Below are 17,621 nucleotides of genomic sequence, written 5' to 3'. Positions count from 1 at the left end.
ATTAACCTAAAGGTCCAGTTTGAAATGGTGACTGACTATATTGAACCGTTTGTTCAGGTAGAGCCGATGGGCATCGTACCGAGCCGGGTTTTGCCCCGAATCGAGCGAAACGCATTGGCAACCCGCCTGCTGGGCCTGATCGATAATGAAATCGACGAGAGCACCAGCGTAACCTTTTCCACGCGCTTCAGGTAGGGTGGACAGATCGTCGATATAGAGCGTTTTGCCACTGTACAAAAAATTCAGGTAACGATAGCCCGTAACGGCCGGGATGGGCTCATCAGGGTTTCCGGTATCGATATAGGCCAGTACGAAGCCATCCGTTTGTTGCTGGGAACGAATCCGGTCGAAAGCCTCGGCTGGGGTCAGGTGCGAACGCAGAGCCAGCATAGCAGGAATACACCGTTCAATTTCGGCGTCGGTAGTGGCAATCTTAATCGTCATAATTGTTGGCGGATTTGCTGTAAAATTACATCGCCCCCTCGTTCCAGAATAGCTTCGGCCAACGAATGGCCTAACGCTGACGCTTCGACTGGAGAGCTTGTAAAGGTTTCGCGGAGTAACTGGCTCCCGTCCAGGCTGACAAGTCCGCCTGTAAGGCTGATGGTCTGGTCGGATGTCCAGTGCGCCAGCGCAAAGGATGGAATACTACAGCCTCCTTCCAGCCGGGCCAGAAAAGCACGTTCGGCCCGTAAACAGGCCGCCGTTGGGGCATGATCGATACGCTGCGTAATGGCTTCACTTACCAATGGGTCTAACGCTGTGGCGGCTTCGATCGCAATGGTTCCCTGGCCTACGGCGGGTATAAATTCGGTAATGGGCAACTGTTCGGCAATCAGATCGTCGTATCCCATCCGGTGTACACCCGCATACGCCAGCAGCAGCGCATCGCATTGCCCTTCGTCGAGCTTACGGATACGCGTTTGCAGATTGCCCCGCATTTCAACCGTAGTTAGGTGTGGGCAATAGTGTTTAAGCAGGGCCACCCGGCGCGTGGATGATGTACCGATGCGGAAGGGCTGTCCGCTACTAAGTGACAGCGATTTATTTCGGCTGACGAGTACATCATTCGCCTGTTCGCGTTCGGTGAAGGCAATAATGGTCAGATCGGCCGGTAAACTAGAGGGTAAATCTTTGGCACTATGAACAGCAATATCGATACTACCATCACGAAGTTGGTCTTCCAGTTCCTGCGTAAAGACGCCTTTACTGCCAATTTTGGCGAGCGATCGGTCGAGTACCAGATCCCCTTTGGTCTCAATCAATACCAGTTCGGAGGATAAGCCTCCCTGTTGAAGCAGTGTTTGAATATGCTCCGCCTGCCAAACGGCCAGGCGACTACTTCGGGTTCCTATTCGAATATGCATGATTCACAAAGATACGGCATGAAACACAGCTTTCCGTATATCAACAAATTGATATTGTGGTGTGGCCGACTTTCCACAGAAAGCCCAGAAATCGCAACAGTCTGACTAAACGTAAGTATTTGTAAGAAATTGGCACAAAGCCATCTAAACGTGTCAAAAAGGCATTTTTTGGGCGATTTTTTCAAGATTTTGCCTGTCATACTGGCCGAAAAAGTCAGAATAAACCTTTAGGCACGAGGTTTGTCTATAATACAGTAATTGAACAGTAAACAACACCACTATGAAAGCGATAGAAAACGTGTTTCAGGGAACAGGCGGGCAGATCGACTTGCTGAATACCCTTTATGGTGGATCTAGTCAGACCACTATGAATGTAGAGCGGGAAGATGAACGCTTAATTATCACCCTGTCAGCTCCTGGTGTCAAGGCCAACTCGTTTAATGTGCTGGTTGAGGGCAGTAAACTCGTTCTCTATACCTTACTGGTTGGCACAAGTGAGCATCAGGAAGATGGTATCAGCCAGCGATTGGCCGTACCAATGTTCCTTCGGGTTTTGGATATTCCGTCCTTTGTTGACGCTGATCATATCGAAGCCATTCATGAACAGGGTCGGGTAATGGTCATGTTGCCTTTCAAAGATGAAGAGCAGATGCACCGTCGAATCGATATAAAAAACTTATTTTAAGCAAACTACCGCGAATCTCTTTCGGAACCCAGAGACGGTTCTGTTGCCTATAGATGAGTTCGGCCGCTTCTACGGAAGCGGCTTTTTGCGTTTAAGGGCTTCGCTTGATTTTGGAGGCTTTACGTTTTTTGACAATGCCGATTAGGTCAGACAATACTGATTTCCTGTTCGTCGTGGTATTGCCTGCGTCCATCCGACCATTCGAGGTACACCCGCCAAAGACCCTTCGCGAGTTTATCAGTCGGTACTACATATCTGGACTTACTCGTTGGCTGAACAGGTATATGAATGTCGTCATCGATACCATTCCGCTTGCTGAACGTTAGATTACATCGTAGGAACGACATAGGCAAAACAAAAGCCAGTATTTGGGAGGCAGGTTCGAATGTCATGGTTCAAAAGAGTAGGTGTCAAGATTATTCCCTGTCAAAAATAGCCCTATTTATTGGCACCCTCTATGATATACGTCAGGAAACCGCTTGACTGGTTTCAAGTTATAGGCTGATCTCTATCAGGATTGTGTCACCAAATCGTGTGCAGTTTTGGGCTGTCATTACAACTGCTCAGTATGCTGAACCGACTGATAATCATACTACTCTGCTTCCCTTCGATGGCCTTTGCTCAACAGCCTGACGACTGGGCCAGATTACGGCAATATGCCAGTGAAATTGGTATAGAAGCGCCATGTGATACGCCCACTGCTAGCTGTCTGCGGTCGTATTTTACGCAGATCGTTTACGGAAAGCCTCATGTAAGGCTGGGCTATCAGGGGTTAAAAGAGCAAGTGGATACCGCTCGTATTCATCGACTGACGGCCTTGTTCCTGACAGGCGACGACTGGTGCCCGCTGCTGGATTCGCTGGAGTCACATGCCCCTACCTATCAACAGCTTAAGGCTTATTGCATACGCTGTCTGGTTGATGATTATATGGCCGATTCACTAACGATTGAGCAGGTCAAATCCACGCTGAATTTTTACCGATGGCTTAATCGGTTTCCGGCCGATAAACGTGTGATTGTCAACATCCCGTCGGCTACGTTACGGGTAGTTGATCAGGAGGGCATTACGCGGCTAAGCAGTCGAGTGATTGTCGGAAAAGCAGGCACGCCCACTCCTTTGTTCAATGCGCAAATTACGGGTCTGGTTACTTATCCGTACTGGAATGTACCACGCTCGATAGCGATAAACGAATTACTGCCTAAAATCTGGAAAAATCCGGCAGGGGTGTTGGCCGCTATGAATCTACAAATCATCGACGGAACAGGAGCGATTGTGTCGCCAGAGTCAGTCAACTGGTCGACCTATACGGTCAGAACGTTTCCGTATCGGCTTCGGCAATCAACTGGTTGCGACAATGCGCTGGGCGTCCTGAAATTCAATGTAAACGACCCATACGACATTTACCTGCACGATACCAATCAACGTACCCTGTTTACCCATGACAAGCGGACGCTGAGCCACGGCTGCATCCGGGTTGAAAAACCCGTTGAACTAGCTAACCTGATGCTGGGCAAACCCCGTTTTGCCCCTTCATTCCTGACGACCTGTCAGAAGCAGGCACAGCCTAAAACAATCGCTATTCCAAAACCGATTCCGGTGATCGTAACCTACAATTTGCTCGATATTGACGACCAGGGTGCCATTTTGGTGTACAAAGACGTGTACGGCTGGTGGAAACTGGATTCATAACCTTGCCTTGACCAATAGGCTATCAATAAGTTGTTCTACTAAATCATACAGACCATGAAACGGATTACAAAAGGAGTTTTTACTCTGGCATTAGGTGTTTTGCTTATCGCCTGTGCCACCAAAGAGCCAAATGAAACGGTTGAGAAAGCATTTGTTAAAAAATTTGGTAAAGTAGAGTCGGTCAAGTGGACGCGTAACGCCGATTATTCATATGCCCATTTTGTTTTTGATGGCAAACCGGTAGTGGCAGTATTTGGTAATGATGGCCAGTATATCGAAACCGACCTGGCTAAACCAACACCACAATGAAACCTAAATCGTGAACTAGTCAAAGGAACTAACCGATTACCAGTGTCTGCATAGGGCACTTTGGTGTTTGCATACGTACACCTGTATGGATAAAGTTATTTGACCATTCTGATCATCCGTCTATCCGCCTATAAATCATGCTACGTGTCTTGTTTATAGTGGTATTAATCACTCATGGATTAATACAATTGATGGGGTTTGTCAGTCAGTGGCAACTGGCAATTCTACCTCAACTGACCGGAAGAAGCCTAATTCCCGTTTCATCCGATATGGCGAAAGTGCTGGGTATCGGCTGGTTAGTTGCTTGTGTGGGGTTTGTTCTGGCGGCTGTAAGCTACGGACTACGGAAAGACTTGTGGCTGGTAACGGCCTTATTAAGTATAGTTGTGTCGCAGGCGCTCATCGTTGTGTACTGGCCCGATGCCAAAGCCGGAACAATAGCTAATCTGATTGTTCTGGTCGTAATTGGATTTGCCTATGCGAATCTGCGATTTGACCAAAAAGCCGATCAGGCAGCGCAACAGCTTCTGGCGAAAGAGCCTCTCGACCGGACAATTATAACAACGGATATGCTGGTAAACTTGCCAGAGCCGGTAAAGCAGTGGCTAATGAAGGCAGACGTGTTGGGTAAGGAGAAAATTCGTACCGTTCGGTTACGGCAACAGGGTTTGATGCGAACCCGTCAGGATGGAAAGTGGATGGCCGCCGAAGCTGAGCAGTATTTTACCGTCGACCAACCCGGATTTGTCTGGAAGGCTACTATTCAGATGGCACCCCTGCTTCAACTAAATGGTTTTGACCAGTACAAAAATGGCCATGGTGGAATGACCATTCAGTTTATGTCGCTTATCAATATCGCTGATGAAAAAGGGCCCGAAATGGACCAGGGAGCCCTGGTACGTTTCCTGAGCGAAATTATATGGTTCCCAACGGCCGTTCTGAGTTCGTATATTCGTTGGGAGGCTGTTGATGATCGATCAGCGAAAGCCACGATGACTTATGGAGGGGTGACGGCTTCGGGTATATTTCGGTTCAATAGCCACGGAGATATTGCAGGTTTTGAGGCACAACGTTACCGGCAAGCGGATAGTCATTATATACTGGATACCTGGACAACCACCAGCGATACCTACCGAGCCCTCTGCAATGGTATTCGTATACCTACGCAGGGAGCAGCCACCTGGAAATTTAAAACAGGCGATTTTACCTGGTATAAACTGGCTATTACGGCCATCGATTACAATCAATCGGCTCTTTATTAGGTACCTAGCGTATAAAGACGCTAGTAATCAATCCCGATTCTTGAAGTGTAGCAGTAGCTCTAGCTTGCGTTAGATCAGCTTAAGCACTAACCAGTATCATTGAGGTATCGGAGTCAACCGGATTAGTTTGTATCGACCTAAAATCACTTCCTAATGAAAAAGATTCTGCTCCCAACCGATTTTTCGGCCGCATCGAAAAATGCGATTCAGCACGCACTCCGATACTTCTCGAAAACACCCGTTGAATTTGTTCTGCTTAATGCCTGTGGCAACACACTGGGCGTATCGCCCGACGGGCTGGCGTTATATGCTGATCTGACAAAACAGGTTGAGGCCAATCTACAGAAACTGGCAGAGGAGCTAACAAGCGCGAATCGAGATACAAATTGCCAGTTCCGAACCGTTGCGATGGCTGTAGAACCCGATCTGGCTATTAGTATGATGCTTCAGGCTGAACATGTTGACTGGGTAGTAGTCGGCGCAACGGGGAGCGAAAAGACGATCAGATTTGGGAGTGTCGCTACGGCACTGGTGCGGGCTAATCGGTGCCATGTGCTTGTGATTCCGGCCACCAGCCAGCCGGGGCCACTGCTCAACGTTGTGTTGGCTACCGACTACCAGCCGCTCGGCTTCGCTGGCGCTAAAGCGTTACAGGACTTAGTCGGCAATCACCACGCGCAGCTTACCTTTCTGACGATTTTGGCTAAGGACGCCATGACGTCAGCCCCTGATAAAGCTATTCGTGAAGCGTTCCAATCCCGATTTGCTGATCTCAACACAACTGAAGTAATCGAATCGCATGTTGGGTTACAGGCCGGTATTAGTAACTATGTAGAATCGCACTATGTCGATCTGCTGGTAACCGCTTCGCACCATCGGTCCTTACTTGACGTATTACTTAATCGGAGTACAACTTGCTTATCATCCTCTGATTCCGTTAGCTGTTCTGGCCGATAACGAACCCGTTGCATCGGGCCTTTGGGAGCGTAGCCTGAATGGTGAGCTCATATTTTAAGCTGTGTCTGGTGTAGGTCTTTTTAGAAGGGAATGCAACTTGCTAAACTAGGTTTCGGTTAATGATAGCGATAGACTTCAACCATGTTTGTTGCTATGAACATAAGCCTGAACTACCTACAGGAAACATTCAAAGGTCAGTTTGAATACGCTTTGCTTGACGATCTGGCTAAAGTTGGCCAACAGAAGATTGTTCCGGCAGGAGAATATCTGATCCGTCCGGGCGAATACATCCGTTCTGTTCCAATAATTGTTCGGGGCTCGGTTAAAATCATGCGCCCTGATCAGGAAGGCCGCGAAGCGTTGCTCTATTACCTGGGCGGTCTGGATGCCTGTGCCATGTCGCTTACGTGCTGCCTGGGTAGCCGACGCAGTGAAATTACGGCTGTTGCCGAGGAAGAAACCGAACTGATTGCCATACCTGTCGATAAAGTGGACGAGTGGCTTTGCCGCTATTCGACCTGGAAGCAATTTGTTTTTCAGACCTACCAGAAACGATTCGACAACCTGCTGACCACCATCGACGAAGTTACCTTTCATAAACTTGACGAGCGACTGCTGGCCTATCTTCAGAAAAAAATGCAGAATTGTCAATGCCGCGAACTGACGATCACCCACGAAGAAATTGCCAATGAGTTAGCTACTTCCCGTGAAGTGATTTCGCGGTTATTGAAGCAACTCGAAAAAATGAACAAACTAAAGTTGCAACGGGGCAAAATTGAGATGGTAGCCGTTTAGTACTGTTGGTTTTATGAATCGCAGACGAGCATGGCTATGTCAAGTTAAGCTTCATGAACGGGCTGTGTAACAATTATCACGGAAAAGGCTCGGGGCGTGCTGTTGCTTTGCATAAAAGTTAAACGGGCATGACCACAATTCAACTAATTGGCTTTTCGGCTTCCATTTTCATTGGCATCAGCCTCGGACTGATCGGAGGAGGGGGGAGTATCTTAACGCTTCCTGTTCTGGTATATATGATGGGGATTAACCCCGTCCTGTCCACAGCCTATTCCCTGTTCGTTGTTGGCGCTACATCGCTTGTCGGTTCAGTTAATTACATGCGAAACGAGCAGGTTAATTATCGGGCGGCTATTGTTTTTGCCATTCCTTCCTTCCTGGCTGTTTTCTTAACCCGTAAGTATCTGGTTCCCGTTATTCCCGACCCGGTGCTTACTATAAACTCCTTCGCACTTAGCCGGAATGTGGCTATTATGCTATTTTTTGCCCTGGTTATGCTGGCCGCTTCGCTGTCTATGATTCGCGACAAGAAAAATGAAACGAATACGGAAGCTGATGAACCACACTTTAACCTACCCATGATTGCCCTCGAAGGGGCATTGGTTGGCACGCTCACAGGCATTGTGGGCGCCGGGGGTGGGTTCCTGATTATTCCGGCGTTGGTACTGCTGGCCCGGCTGCCCATGAAAATGGCGGTTGGCACCTCATTGCTGATCATTGCAGCCAAATCACTGATCGGTTTTCTAGGCGATTTGTCCAATATGCAGGTCGATTGGCCATTTCTACTCGAATTCACCGCTCTTTCGATTGTTGGTATTTTTGTGGGTTCGTATCTGTCCAAGTATGTAGCCGGTGAGAAACTTAAAAAGGCCTTTGGCTGGTTTGTACTCATGATGGGTGTTTATATCATTGCCAAAGAGCTTCTTTTTTAATCGACTCGATTTTTCTCCAGTTATCAAACACGAATGAACATGAACATAGAACAGATTTATACGGGTTGCCTTGCGCAGGGCGCTTATTATATTGAGAGCCAGGGCGAAGTAGCCATTATTGATCCACTCCGGGAAGTAAAGCCTTATATAGAACGTGCCGAGCGTGCAGGGGCTACGATAAAATACGTTCTGGAAACTCATTTTCATGCTGATTTCGTGTCGGGGCACCTTGATCTGGCTAAACAGACTGGCGCAACGATTGTCTACGGTCCGAATGCCCAGACGGGTTTTCAGGCTTATATTGCTAAAGACGGCGAAGAATTGCCATTAGGACATGTGAAAATCCGGGTGCTGCACACACCGGGCCATACGATGGAGTCAACCTGTTATCTGCTGATTGATGAAGAGGGCAACGAGAAAGCCTTGTTTAGTGGGGATACGCTGTTCATTGGTGATGTTGGCCGTCCCGATCTGGCCCAGAAATCAGACCTGACCATGAACGATCTGGCGGGCTATCTCTTCGACTCGCTCCGTACCAAAATCATGACCCTGCCCAACGATGTGATCGTATATCCGGCTCATGGTGCCGGTTCGGCCTGTGGCAAAAACATGAGCAAGGAAACCACCGATACACTGGGGAACCAGAAACTATACAACTATGCGCTTCGGGCTACAATGACCCGCGACGAATTTATTAAGGAGGTTACCGATGGGCTACTGGCTCCCCCGAAATATTTTCCGCAAAACGTGATGATGAACAAGCAGGGCTACGAAAGCATCGATACTGTATTGGACCGGGGTGCCCAACCGCTGAGCCCGGAAGCTTTCGAAGCGGCTGCCAACGAAACGGGGGCGGTGGTACTCGATGTGCGGTCGGCGCAGGTGTTTGCGAAGGGTTTTATTCCCAACTCGATCAATATTGGCCTGGGTGGGCAGTTTGCGCCCTGGGTGGGTGCCCTTGTTCCCGACGTTCGGCAGGAACTTTTACTGGTGTGCGAACCTGGTACTGAACAGGAAACGCTGACCCGGCTGGCCCGTGTAGGTTACGATCAGGTACTGGGGTATCTGGAAGGTGGCTTTAGCAGTTGGGTATCCAGTGGCAAAGAAGTAGACACCATCACGTCGATTTCGGCTGATGAACTGGCTGAGCGGCTCGAACAGGGGCTTATTCCGGTTATCGACGTTCGGAAACCTGGTGAGTTTACAGCTGAGCATATCGACGGAGCTAAGAATGTTCCGCTCGATTACATCAGCGAGTATATGGCCGAGTTTCCTAAAAACGAACCATTCTATGTGCATTGTGCAGGCGGCTATCGGTCAATGATGGCGGCCTCTATCCTGAAATCGCGGGGGTACGATAACGTGATCGATGTGGCCGGGGGCTTCGGGGCTATTCAGAAAAGTGGACGCATCAACACGACCGATTACGTTTGCCCAAGCACCCTAAAGAAGGATTGATTACCCGTTTCGATAAAATTCTGTACATCCTGTCAAAAACTTCTTCGGCATAATTCACAAGTAAGCTATTTAAACATTTACGAATGGAGCGAAAACGTCCGTTTTCCTGGCCTGAGCAGAAAAGTTTAAACAGCTTCAGGATTTATTCACTTACCAGAATCAGCCTCCTGTGTAACAATTATCACAGATTTCGGTAAAATGGCCGGCTACTTTTGAGCTATAAGTGATCGCCAGCCAATGAACGGCCCGATCAGCACATAAACTCGATAAGGCCATGTTAAAGGGAACCAAACTCAATAGCATTCTTTTCAATAAATGCCCACGTTGCCAGGAAGGTGATTTTTTTGTGAGTAAAAGCGCCTATAACCTGAAACAGTTCGACAAAATGCACGAGGAGTGCAGCCATTGCCATCTGCGGTATTCGCCGGAGCCGGGCTTTTTTACCGGAGCCATGTATGTGAGCTATGCCTATTACGTAGCCTTTATCATTAGCTCCTTCGTACTCTTTTATGCCATACTGGACATCAATCTGGACTACTATCTGATCGTCCTCCTGCCGTCGCTAATAATTCTGACTCCCTTCTTTTTTCGGCTTGCCCGACGAACCTGGATCAATTTTTTTGTGAATTATCGACCGGAAATGGCAAGAATGGCTGGTAACTCCTTGCAAATGAAAGCGAATTCGAAGGCGTTGCAATAGTTGGTTATGTGATTTTTATCACGGAAACAGGTTTACAGCTAGTCGTACTTAGCCTAAAAAATACAGCTATGAAAAAGAACATGGGTTCTGCTGACCGAATCATTCGGATTATTATTGCCGTGATACTAATTGCCCTGTTTGCGACAGATATTCTTACCGGCACCTGGGGCATGATAAGTTTGGTGGTTGCTGCCATATTCATCGCTACCAGCCTGGTTAGTACTTGTCCGCTCTATCTGCCGTTTGGCATTCGAACCAACCGGGCCCGAAAACACGCCAATTAACCATAGCCTATGGAAACTTTACTGAAAAACTGGGATGTCATGCGGATTGTCCGGTTAATAGCCGGAAGCCTCATCATCTGGAGTGCCATTACGGATCGTCAGCCGCTGCTTGGCCTGATGGGTGGTATACTGCTGTTGCAGAGCCTGTTGAACATGGGCTGTGGGGCGGCTGGCTGCGACATTCCCAGGCGAACGCCTATGAGCAAAGTGAATACAAAGGAAGCTCTGGACGAGATACCATATGAAGAAGTATAGTAACCGATGGCAATGGGTTGGTGCTTTGCTGGGAGCCGTGGGTGGGTTCGTGTACTGGCGCGAGATTGGCTGTTTGACCGGGCATTGCCCGATACAATCGCATTGGCAAACGATGACCATTTGGGGAGCTGCCACCGGATTTTTGCTGGGCGATATGCTTCATCAAATCAGGCAAAAACGAACGAATACCTATGGAAACGCCGAAAAAAGAAACGTTTAATGAAATCATCCAGGGCGATATCCCCGTCCTCGTCGATTTCTCTGCCGAATGGTGCGGGCCCTGTAAAATGATGACCCCTATTCTGAACGAGTTTGCCGGACACATGGGCGACCGAGTCCGCGTCTTGAAAATTGATGTCGACCAAAGCCCTACCGTTGCCAGTTCATACCGGATTCAGGGTGTACCCACCCTTATCCTGTTTCAAAAAGGGCGGGTCGTTTGGCGACAGTCAGGTATAACCGAGGCTCGGCAACTGGAATACGTAGTGAATCAGCTTGCAGCGGCCCCAGCCCGATAAATAATCATTACCCACTTTTCTTAACTTGGACGAAAACGGCGCCATGGGATGATCCCGTGGCGTTCGTGTTTGCGGTCGATTTTTAGGGTTACCTACGAAAACGCTGAGCTATCTTTTTTAACCAGTTTGGTACATGAACCCGCCATCGAATTATGGGTGATACCATGGCGTTGAATTCCTGGCCAATTTCGGTTGGTATTGCACTGGACTTGGGTATAGTAAGAACCTGCGATGCGTACAGGCTACGATGGCCGGACATCAGAAAGCTAATAACGCAGGAAATAGCTGCGTAGGGGGCAACCTCAGCGCCAAACAGTTCGATGGCTAAAATGCTACAGGCAATGGGCGTGTTGGCCGAACCCGCCAGCAGACTTACAAAGCCAATGGCCGCGAATGTTGAATGATCTGCTCCGATAAGGTCAGCGTAAAAACTACCTGCCGTAGCGCCAATAAATAAAGTGGGTGTAATAACGCTTCCACTCCGGCTGATGCTCAGGGTAATAACCGTGAAGAGGGCTTTCAACAAAAAAGTATACGACCTCACGGGATGTCCTTCGATCGCATTTTCCATCAGATTGAGCCCCAGGCCCAGATAATCGCGGGAGAACAAAAGTGTCAGGCCAACCAGTACCACACCGCCCAACAAGCCTTTCCAGGGGCGCCAGATTGGAATGGAATTTACTACCGATGTACTGGATTGAATTGCCCGAATCAGCCCATAGGCGCAAAGCCCGAAGAAGATGCCACCACCCAGCAATTGCAGGAAGAAACCTCGGCCGAATGCCGGAACAAACTGAAGCGGGTAATAGAAAAAAGTGACCCCCAACGCCGAGGAAATCTGATAGGCCGTGATCGAAGCCACGAAAGCGGGTAGTAGCACATCGTAGAGAATAACGCCTACGGCCAGTACTTCAATGCCGAACAATGCCCCTGCAATGGGAGCGCCAAACACACAGGAGAAACCCGCACAAAAGCCACATAGCACCATTTTTCGTCGGTCAATATCATCAACTCGGAATAGATTGGCGCAGAAACTGCCTAATCCCGCTCCGATTTGTGCACACGGACTTTCTTTACCCGCCGATCCTCCCGTAGCCAGAATCAGGATGACATTTATGATTTTGGTAGGAACGAAGCTTCCTTCGATTTTGCCAAAGTTTCGGTTGATGGCTGCAATCAGGGCATCGGTGCCAATATGATGTTTTAAGACAAACTGACTCAGTAGGTTAGCGACGAAAAAGCTGAGTGGAAGCCAATAAAATACATACTGATAGTGATTGCTTTGCTCGATCACATAATGAATAAAGAGAATGAAGCCCGATGCCGCCAGACCCGTCAGACAACCAATCAGTACCGACAGAATGACCCATTTAAGGACACTAAAAAACAAAACCAGTTCTTCATGGATGCGCATGGTCGTTTAACCCGTTAGCGGCCTATGTGTTAAGGTAAGTCGTTTCTTTACTAGAATGGGGACTAGTTGCAATTCATCTTAATCATAAAACCCTTGTTTCGGCGAGTTTAAATACGCTATGTAACAATTGTCACGGAAAACAGTCGGTCGTCTGAGGAGCTTTGTGAAATTACTCAACAAAACATAGGGGTTGATCGGACGTTTCTGGTCTACGGGCTAATGGCCATACTTGCGGCTAATGTGTCGATGGTAGGGGTCAATCAGTTTATCTGGATGAGTTGAGTGATGTATACGCCTGGGGAGTAGGGCGGGGGTTATCAATCTCCACGACTATTCAATAGGTAGCCTACGACAATCAATCGGGTAGGTAGGCACCAATTTAATTCTCAACTATCGTTTATCAATCAATTCATGGAGTTTATCGACCTCATTCGTAAGCCCTGGCCCTGGTATGTGGCCGGGCCACTGATCGGCCTAACCGTTCCAACCCTGTTACTGATCGGCAATAAATCATTCGGTATTTCGTCGTCGCTTCGGCATATCTGTGCTGCCTGCCTACCCGCTGGTATTCCGTTTTTTCAGTACAACTGGAAACGGGAAATCTGGAATTTGTTTTTTGTAACGGGTGTGCTGCTTGGTGGTTTTCTGGCGGCTAATTTTCTGGAAAATCCAACTGCTATTCAACTTGCTCCCGCTACCATTTCTGACCTTAGGGTGCTTGGCATACAGGACTTTTCGGGACTGATGCCCGCCGACTTATTTAATACTGCCAATCTGTTTACCCTGAAAGGACTGATATTTTTTGTAGTTGGTGGGTTTCTGGTAGGCTTCGGTACGCGCTGGGCGGGTGGCTGTACAGCTGGTCATTCTATTACGGGCTTGTCGAATCTGCAATGGCCGTCGTTGATAGCCACCTGTTGTTTTATGATCGGTGGTTTCACGATGACCCACCTGATTCTGCCTTACCTGATGAAATGGTTCTAGAATTATGCAACACATAGAAAACTTTGATGCGTTGGCGTGCGATGCGCCCAACGATATGAAAAAAGCCGAAAGCGGTCTTGCCAATCTCAAGTTCCTGATGGTTGGGGTCATGTTCGGCATTGTGTTCGTAAAAGCTGAAATCATTTCGTGGTTTCGTATTCAGGAAATGTTCCGGATGCAGAGCTTCCATATGTATGGCGTTATTGGCTCGGCGGTGCTGGTCGCTATGCTGTCGGTATGGCTCATTAAACGCTTCAGGATCAAAACACTGGCGGGTGAAACGGTCGAATTTCACACCAAGGCGTTCAACAAAGGGCAAATTTTTGGTGGCTTGTTGTTTGGCCTTGGGTGGGTTATTACAGGGGCCTGTCCGGGTCCATTGTTTGCCCAGATTGGTAGCGGTTATGTAGTTGTAGTGGCTACCTTGCTGAGTGCTGTGGCGGGTACGTGGGTGTATGGGTATCTACGAGAAAAACTACCTCACTGAACCGAGTCTAAACTGACGATAATCATGTACTCTCTGTAACATACATCACAGAAGCAGCCTCGCCTTTCAGCCAATTTTGATCTATCCATTTAATCATCAAAATACCATGAAGGTAGAGCAAATTTATACCGGCTGTCTGGCCGAGGCCGCTTATTACATTGAGAGTGAAGGCGAAGCGGCTATCATCGACCCCCTGCGCGAAACCAGTCCTTATCTCGAACGGGCAACTGCCGATGGGGCTACGATTAAATACATTTTTGAAACCCATTTCCATGCCGACTTTGTATCGGGTCACCTCGACCTATCGGCCAAGACTGGAGCCACCATCGTATTCGGCCCAACGGCCCAACCTGGTTATACTGCCCATATCGCTAAAGACGACGAGGAATTTCCAGTAGGCAAGGTGACGATTCGGTTGCTGCATACGCCGGGTCATACGATGGAATCATCGACGTTTTTATTGATCGACGAGAATGGCAAAGAAACCGCCATTTTCACGGGCGATACCCTATTTATTGGCGATGTTGGTCGCCCTGACCTGGCCGTAAAAACCGACCTTACCCGCGAAGACCTGGCCGGGTATCTGTACGACAGCCTGCATACAAAAATTTTACCCCTGCCCGATGCGGTAATTGTGTACCCAGGCCATGGGGCTGGCTCGGCCTGTGGTAAAAATATGAGTAAAGAAATCACCGATACGCTGGGGAATCAGAAACGCTTCAATTACGCCTTGCAGGCTCGCTCGAAAGAGGAGTTCGTGAAGGAAGTTACAGCCGGACTGATGCCCCCTCCGCAGTATTTTCCGAAAAATGCAGTGCTCAATAAAATGGGCTACGAACGGGTCGATGCGATACTTCAGCAAGGTACTCAGGCACTGTCGCCAGCTGCGTTCGAAGCAGCCGCCAATGAGGTTGGGGCTTTGATGATCGATGTTCGAACGGCCCAGGAGTTTGCCAAAGGATTTATTCTGAACTCGGTCAATATTGGCTTGGAAGGGCAGTTTGCTAGCTGGGTTGGTACACTGGTGCCTGATCTGAAACAACCGATTTTATTGATTGCCCCCGAAGGGAAAGAGGAGGAAGCAGTGCTGCGACTAGCCCGTGTTGGCTACGACAATTGCATTGGCTATTTGCTGGGTGGGTTTGCGTCCTGGCAGGCAGAAAACCGGGCGGTCGACACGATTACCTTCGTTACTGCCGATACGTTTGTTGAACGCTACGAAAAGAACCCAGATTTACCCATACTGGACGTTCGGCGGAAAAGCGAATTTGAGTCAGAGCATATTGTCGGCGCTGAGAACCTGCCGCTCGATTACCTGAACGACAACATGGCTCGAATCGACCGTCGTAAAACGTATTACGTTCACTGTGCTGGTGGCTATCGGTCGATGGTGGCCATCTCGATTCTGAAAGCACGGGGGTTCACCAATCTGATCGACGTAGCCGGTGGCTTTGCAGCCATCAAGAAGACCGGGAACCTACCGCTTACTGATTACGTGTGTCCAACTACACTTCTTTAACATACACCATAACCGTGAGCCTGATTTGCAAGGCAGGCCCACTTCTTCTCGTTTATTCTCATGGAAACGCATGAATATAAAGTAAATCTCGACTGGCAATATGCTCGGCTGGGCCGACTCAGTTCGGCCGATTTAACCGAAACGATTGAGGTAGCTACTCCTCCCGAATTCCGGAAGGGAATGCCCGGAATCTGGTCGCCGGAACATTTGCTGGTGGCCGCCGTTTCAAGCTGTTTTATGACTACGTTTCTGGCCATTGCCGAAAATTCAAAACTGAATTTTGAAGACTTTAATTGTCGGGCCATTGGTAAGCTTGAGCAGGTAGACAATAAACTGTTGATTAGCGAAATAAAACTGTTTCCCCAGGTTCTGCTCAATCATGAAGGCGATATGGAAAAAGCCCAGCGTGTGCTTCAAAAGACGGAACAAGCCTGCCTCATCACCAACTCGGTTAAATCGAAAGTGACTATGGAGCCTAAGGTTCAGCTCTCGATTCAGGTATATGATTAATAGCTGGGTAAAGCGCTGTACTAACCGCGAGGGCGCAATAGACGCAAAGAGTTTTTTCTCCTTTGCGTCTATTGCGCCCTCGCGGTTAGTACAAAATTCAGTACCTCTGCTATTCCAGATTTCGCCAGCTACCGGCATCGTGTACATTGGCTACGCCGTGACTGGCTAAGAACGCTTTGGCGCGGGCACTCCGCATACCCGAAGCACAGCAGACCACAACCGGTTTCTGATAGCCTTTGATCTTGTTTAGTTTCGTCTCAAGCTGGTCTAGTGGGATGTTTACGGCCCCTTTGGCATGACCTCCGGCAAACTCCCCCGCCGAACGAACATCGACAATAACGGCACCCTGTTCCAGGACTTCTTTGAGCTGCGTATTCCCCGAACCGCCAAATACTGATTTTAATAAATTTATCATGGTTGTTAATGGCTATACTTGATGATGTGAAGTTCGGAAATGTTAAAGGGTGATTACGTGATAAATGTCACGTAGTGAGGAATATATCGGAATTTTAGGGGCCAGTTGTTCAGACACGCATGACCAGTACCGGCTTTTTTGAGTGGTTGAGCACATCTTCCGCTACACTACCCGATAGCAAATGCCGAAGCCCTTTATACCCGTGAGTGAACAGAACGATCAGATCGGCATTGACCTCATCGGCATAGTTGATGATTCCGTCGGGGATGTTTCGGGCCTGTCGAACGGCAAAATCGAACCCGGCAATGTTCTGTGAGCGGGCAAATTCACTGACCCAGTCATGTACCCCCTCCGGTACATGATTATCCAAAGGCGTAGTCACATACAGAAATTGATGCAAGCCCTGTTTCCCCATCTGGAACGGGTAATGCTGCGCTACTTTCAGTCGGTCGTCGATGTCGATGCCGCAAACAATGGTCTCGGGCTGGAAATGAGCAATGGGTTCCTTTACAATCAATACCGGGCATTTGGCATACCGGACAATGGCTTCGGCGTTGGAGCCAATCAGCCACTCTTCCAGGCCTGTTGCTCCTTCCGACGTCATCACAATCAGGTCGGCCGACTGCTCAGTAATGTTATGAACCAGACCCTCGCCATTGGTTAGTAGGACGGGCACAATAGTAACACCTTTGTATTTTTCGTTGGCAGCCAGGCGCTCTAGTGTAGTTCTGGCTGCCTGCTCAATGGCCTGACACTCCTCCAGCGTACGATTTACGGCAATGGTGGCCGCTTCGGCATAGGCAGGTACGGGCAACGGGTATACAACCGAATGAATGAGCTGTATGGTGGCCCCGGACGTTCGGGCAATATCCACAGCTACAGACAAGGCGACATCGGTTTCCGTACTTAAATCGGATGGGACAACAATCGTGTTCATACTCATTGGTGGTTTTAGATACGTATCAAAGCAACGGTGATAGGGTCGGATTTGTACTGATCAATGAGGTGTAATGCGCTGATTTTCATCACTGATAATAATCACCTGATTGCCTGACGACGCTCTGTATATGCCTTCCGTAT

General features: G+C 48.6%; 23 protein-coding genes. 17 read left to right on the top strand and 6 right to left on the bottom strand.

Going from position 1 to position 17,621, the window contains the following annotated elements:
• Window positions 1-6 precede the first annotated feature (6 nt).
• Window positions 7-444, bottom strand: coding sequence for a GNAT family N-acetyltransferase (locus tag B5M13_RS29890; protein WP_080059144.1), 438 nt, complete (start codon window positions 442-444; stop codon window positions 7-9).
• Window positions 441-1,367 carry a hydroxymethylbilane synthase gene (gene hemC, locus B5M13_RS29885; RefSeq protein WP_080059143.1) on the bottom strand — a complete coding sequence of 309 codons (927 nt, stop codon included), beginning with the start codon at window positions 1,365-1,367 and terminating at the stop codon, window positions 441-443. Before hemC ends, B5M13_RS29890 begins: the two co-directional genes overlap by 4 nt.
• Before the next feature lie 280 nt (window positions 1,368-1,647).
• Here hemC and B5M13_RS29880 point away from each other — a divergent pair, with 280 nt between their 5' ends.
• Window positions 1,648-2,052 carry an Hsp20/alpha crystallin family protein gene (locus tag B5M13_RS29880; RefSeq protein WP_020597639.1) on the top strand — a complete coding sequence of 135 codons (405 nt, stop codon included), beginning with the start codon at window positions 1,648-1,650 and terminating at the stop codon, window positions 2,050-2,052.
• Window positions 2,053-2,198: 146 nt separating this feature from the next.
• Here the strand turns inward: B5M13_RS29880 and B5M13_RS29875 are convergent, their stop codons facing one another.
• A complete protein-coding gene (locus B5M13_RS29875) occupies window positions 2,199-2,444 on the bottom strand; it encodes a FixH family protein (RefSeq protein WP_080059142.1) in 246 nt (81 codons plus the stop codon).
• Window positions 2,445-2,620: 176 nt separating this feature from the next.
• On the opposite strand from B5M13_RS29875, the gene B5M13_RS29870 reads away from it, so the two are divergent.
• The 12 genes from B5M13_RS29870 to trxA all read left to right on the top strand — a co-directional run bounded on the left by B5M13_RS29870 (window position 2,621) and on the right by trxA (window position 11,212).
• Window positions 2,621-3,742, top strand: coding sequence for a L,D-transpeptidase family protein (locus B5M13_RS29870; RefSeq protein ID WP_080059141.1), 1,122 nt, complete (start codon window positions 2,621-2,623; stop codon window positions 3,740-3,742).
• A 54-nt stretch (window positions 3,743-3,796) separates the two neighbouring features.
• A complete protein-coding gene (locus tag B5M13_RS29865; protein ID WP_080059140.1) occupies window positions 3,797-4,051 on the top strand; it encodes an RNA-binding protein in 255 nt (84 codons plus the stop codon).
• Between the two features lie 137 nt (window positions 4,052-4,188).
• Window positions 4,189-5,313: a DUF6544 family protein gene (locus tag B5M13_RS29860; protein ID WP_218919466.1), complete on the top strand. Its 1,125-nt coding sequence runs from the start codon at window positions 4,189-4,191 to the stop codon at window positions 5,311-5,313.
• 153 nt (window positions 5,314-5,466) lie between these two features.
• On the top strand, window positions 5,467-6,270 hold the full coding sequence (locus B5M13_RS29855) for a universal stress protein (RefSeq protein ID WP_080059139.1): 804 nt from the start codon (window positions 5,467-5,469) through the stop codon (window positions 6,268-6,270).
• Between the two features lie 153 nt (window positions 6,271-6,423).
• Window positions 6,424-7,065, top strand: coding sequence for a Crp/Fnr family transcriptional regulator (locus tag B5M13_RS29850; RefSeq protein ID WP_080060132.1), 642 nt, complete (start codon window positions 6,424-6,426; stop codon window positions 7,063-7,065).
• 128 nt (window positions 7,066-7,193) lie between these two features.
• Window positions 7,194-7,997, top strand: coding sequence for a sulfite exporter TauE/SafE family protein (locus B5M13_RS29845; RefSeq protein ID WP_080059138.1), 804 nt, complete (start codon window positions 7,194-7,196; stop codon window positions 7,995-7,997).
• A gap of 39 nt (window positions 7,998-8,036) precedes the next feature.
• Window positions 8,037-9,455, top strand: a complete 1,419-nt coding sequence (locus B5M13_RS29840) for an MBL fold metallo-hydrolase (protein WP_080060131.1) — start codon at window positions 8,037-8,039, stop codon at window positions 9,453-9,455.
• Window positions 9,456-9,729: 274 nt separating this feature from the next.
• On the top strand, window positions 9,730-10,155 hold the full coding sequence (locus B5M13_RS29835) for a DUF983 domain-containing protein (protein WP_080059137.1): 426 nt from the start codon (window positions 9,730-9,732) through the stop codon (window positions 10,153-10,155).
• A 68-nt stretch (window positions 10,156-10,223) separates the two neighbouring features.
• Window positions 10,224-10,439, top strand: coding sequence for a YgaP family membrane protein (locus B5M13_RS29830; RefSeq protein WP_080059136.1), 216 nt, complete (start codon window positions 10,224-10,226; stop codon window positions 10,437-10,439).
• A 9-nt stretch (window positions 10,440-10,448) separates the two neighbouring features.
• Complete coding sequence (locus tag B5M13_RS29825) at window positions 10,449-10,694, top strand: hypothetical protein (protein WP_080059135.1); 246 nt, start codon at window positions 10,449-10,451, stop codon at window positions 10,692-10,694.
• On the top strand, window positions 10,681-10,914 hold the full coding sequence (locus tag B5M13_RS29820) for a hypothetical protein (RefSeq protein WP_080059134.1): 234 nt from the start codon (window positions 10,681-10,683) through the stop codon (window positions 10,912-10,914). The genes B5M13_RS29825 and B5M13_RS29820 overlap by 14 nt, the downstream gene beginning before the upstream one ends.
• Window positions 10,886-11,212 (top strand): thioredoxin, encoded by a 327-nt coding sequence (gene trxA / locus B5M13_RS29815; RefSeq protein WP_080059133.1) that lies wholly within the window; start codon window positions 10,886-10,888, stop codon window positions 11,210-11,212. The genes B5M13_RS29820 and trxA overlap by 29 nt, the downstream gene beginning before the upstream one ends.
• An 88-nt stretch (window positions 11,213-11,300) precedes the next feature.
• Here the strand turns inward: trxA and B5M13_RS29810 are convergent, their stop codons facing one another.
• Window positions 11,301-12,626, bottom strand: coding sequence for a chloride channel protein (locus tag B5M13_RS29810; RefSeq protein WP_080059132.1), 1,326 nt, complete (start codon window positions 12,624-12,626; stop codon window positions 11,301-11,303).
• A gap of 411 nt (window positions 12,627-13,037) precedes the next feature.
• Here B5M13_RS29810 and B5M13_RS29805 point away from each other — a divergent pair, with 411 nt between their 5' ends.
• From B5M13_RS29805 to B5M13_RS29790, 4 genes are all read left to right on the top strand, one after another.
• Window positions 13,038-13,610, top strand: coding sequence for a YeeE/YedE family protein (locus B5M13_RS29805; protein ID WP_080059131.1), 573 nt, complete (start codon window positions 13,038-13,040; stop codon window positions 13,608-13,610).
• A gap of 4 nt (window positions 13,611-13,614) precedes the next feature.
• On the top strand, window positions 13,615-14,097 hold the full coding sequence (locus tag B5M13_RS29800; protein WP_080059130.1) for a DUF6691 family protein: 483 nt from the start codon (window positions 13,615-13,617) through the stop codon (window positions 14,095-14,097).
• Between the two features lie 106 nt (window positions 14,098-14,203).
• On the top strand, window positions 14,204-15,616 hold the full coding sequence (locus tag B5M13_RS29795) for an MBL fold metallo-hydrolase (RefSeq protein WP_080059129.1): 1,413 nt from the start codon (window positions 14,204-14,206) through the stop codon (window positions 15,614-15,616).
• Between the two features lie 60 nt (window positions 15,617-15,676).
• Complete coding sequence (locus tag B5M13_RS29790; protein ID WP_080059128.1) at window positions 15,677-16,126, top strand: OsmC family protein; 450 nt, start codon at window positions 15,677-15,679, stop codon at window positions 16,124-16,126.
• Window positions 16,127-16,235: 109 nt separating this feature from the next.
• Here B5M13_RS29790 and B5M13_RS29785 read toward each other — a convergent pair whose 3' ends face one another.
• Window positions 16,236-16,541: a rhodanese-like domain-containing protein gene (locus B5M13_RS29785; RefSeq protein ID WP_080059127.1), complete on the bottom strand. Its 306-nt coding sequence runs from the start codon at window positions 16,539-16,541 to the stop codon at window positions 16,236-16,238.
• A gap of 109 nt (window positions 16,542-16,650) precedes the next feature.
• Window positions 16,651-17,478 carry a universal stress protein gene (locus B5M13_RS29780; protein WP_245859557.1) on the bottom strand — a complete coding sequence of 276 codons (828 nt, stop codon included), beginning with the start codon at window positions 17,476-17,478 and terminating at the stop codon, window positions 16,651-16,653.
• Window positions 17,479-17,621 lie beyond the last annotated feature (143 nt).

The organism is Spirosoma aerolatum, from assembly GCF_002056795.1.
In the GTDB taxonomy this organism is placed as follows: domain Bacteria; phylum Bacteroidota; class Bacteroidia; order Cytophagales; family Spirosomataceae; genus Spirosoma; species Spirosoma aerolatum.
Note: the sequence above shows the minus strand (reverse complement) of the source record. Positions and strands in the feature narration are given on the sequence as shown.

Bases quoted from the DNA above. Each gene is read 5' to 3' on its own strand.
- B5M13_RS29890 (WP_080059144.1), bottom strand. From the start codon at position 444: ATGACGATTAAGATTGCCACTACCGACGCCGAAATTGAACGGTGTATT.
- hemC (WP_080059143.1), bottom strand. From the start codon at position 1,367: ATGCATATTCGAATAGGAACCCGAAGTAGTCGCCTGGCCGTTTGGCAG.
- B5M13_RS29880 (WP_020597639.1), top strand. From the start codon at position 1,648: ATGAAAGCGATAGAAAACGTGTTTCAGGGAACAGGCGGGCAGATCGAC.
- B5M13_RS29875 (WP_080059142.1), bottom strand. From the start codon at position 2,444: ATGACATTCGAACCTGCCTCCCAAATACTGGCTTTTGTTTTGCCTATG.
- B5M13_RS29870 (WP_080059141.1), top strand. From the start codon at position 2,621: ATGCTGAACCGACTGATAATCATACTACTCTGCTTCCCTTCGATGGCC.
- B5M13_RS29865 (WP_080059140.1), top strand. From the start codon at position 3,797: ATGAAACGGATTACAAAAGGAGTTTTTACTCTGGCATTAGGTGTTTTG.
- B5M13_RS29860 (WP_218919466.1), top strand. From the start codon at position 4,189: ATGCTACGTGTCTTGTTTATAGTGGTATTAATCACTCATGGATTAATA.
- B5M13_RS29855 (WP_080059139.1), top strand. From the start codon at position 5,467: ATGAAAAAGATTCTGCTCCCAACCGATTTTTCGGCCGCATCGAAAAAT.
- B5M13_RS29850 (WP_080060132.1), top strand. From the start codon at position 6,424: ATGAACATAAGCCTGAACTACCTACAGGAAACATTCAAAGGTCAGTTT.
- B5M13_RS29845 (WP_080059138.1), top strand. From the start codon at position 7,194: ATGACCACAATTCAACTAATTGGCTTTTCGGCTTCCATTTTCATTGGC.
- B5M13_RS29840 (WP_080060131.1), top strand. From the start codon at position 8,037: ATGAACATAGAACAGATTTATACGGGTTGCCTTGCGCAGGGCGCTTAT.
- B5M13_RS29835 (WP_080059137.1), top strand. From the start codon at position 9,730: ATGTTAAAGGGAACCAAACTCAATAGCATTCTTTTCAATAAATGCCCA.
- B5M13_RS29830 (WP_080059136.1), top strand. From the start codon at position 10,224: ATGAAAAAGAACATGGGTTCTGCTGACCGAATCATTCGGATTATTATT.
- B5M13_RS29825 (WP_080059135.1), top strand. From the start codon at position 10,449: ATGGAAACTTTACTGAAAAACTGGGATGTCATGCGGATTGTCCGGTTA.
- B5M13_RS29820 (WP_080059134.1), top strand. From the start codon at position 10,681: ATGAAGAAGTATAGTAACCGATGGCAATGGGTTGGTGCTTTGCTGGGA.
- trxA (WP_080059133.1), top strand. From the start codon at position 10,886: ATGGAAACGCCGAAAAAAGAAACGTTTAATGAAATCATCCAGGGCGAT.
- B5M13_RS29810 (WP_080059132.1), bottom strand. From the start codon at position 12,626: ATGCGCATCCATGAAGAACTGGTTTTGTTTTTTAGTGTCCTTAAATGG.
- B5M13_RS29805 (WP_080059131.1), top strand. From the start codon at position 13,038: ATGGAGTTTATCGACCTCATTCGTAAGCCCTGGCCCTGGTATGTGGCC.
- B5M13_RS29800 (WP_080059130.1), top strand. From the start codon at position 13,615: ATGCAACACATAGAAAACTTTGATGCGTTGGCGTGCGATGCGCCCAAC.
- B5M13_RS29795 (WP_080059129.1), top strand. From the start codon at position 14,204: ATGAAGGTAGAGCAAATTTATACCGGCTGTCTGGCCGAGGCCGCTTAT.
- B5M13_RS29790 (WP_080059128.1), top strand. From the start codon at position 15,677: ATGGAAACGCATGAATATAAAGTAAATCTCGACTGGCAATATGCTCGG.
- B5M13_RS29785 (WP_080059127.1), bottom strand. From the start codon at position 16,541: ATGATAAATTTATTAAAATCAGTATTTGGCGGTTCGGGGAATACGCAG.
- B5M13_RS29780 (WP_245859557.1), bottom strand. From the start codon at position 17,478: ATGAACACGATTGTTGTCCCATCCGATTTAAGTACGGAAACCGATGTC.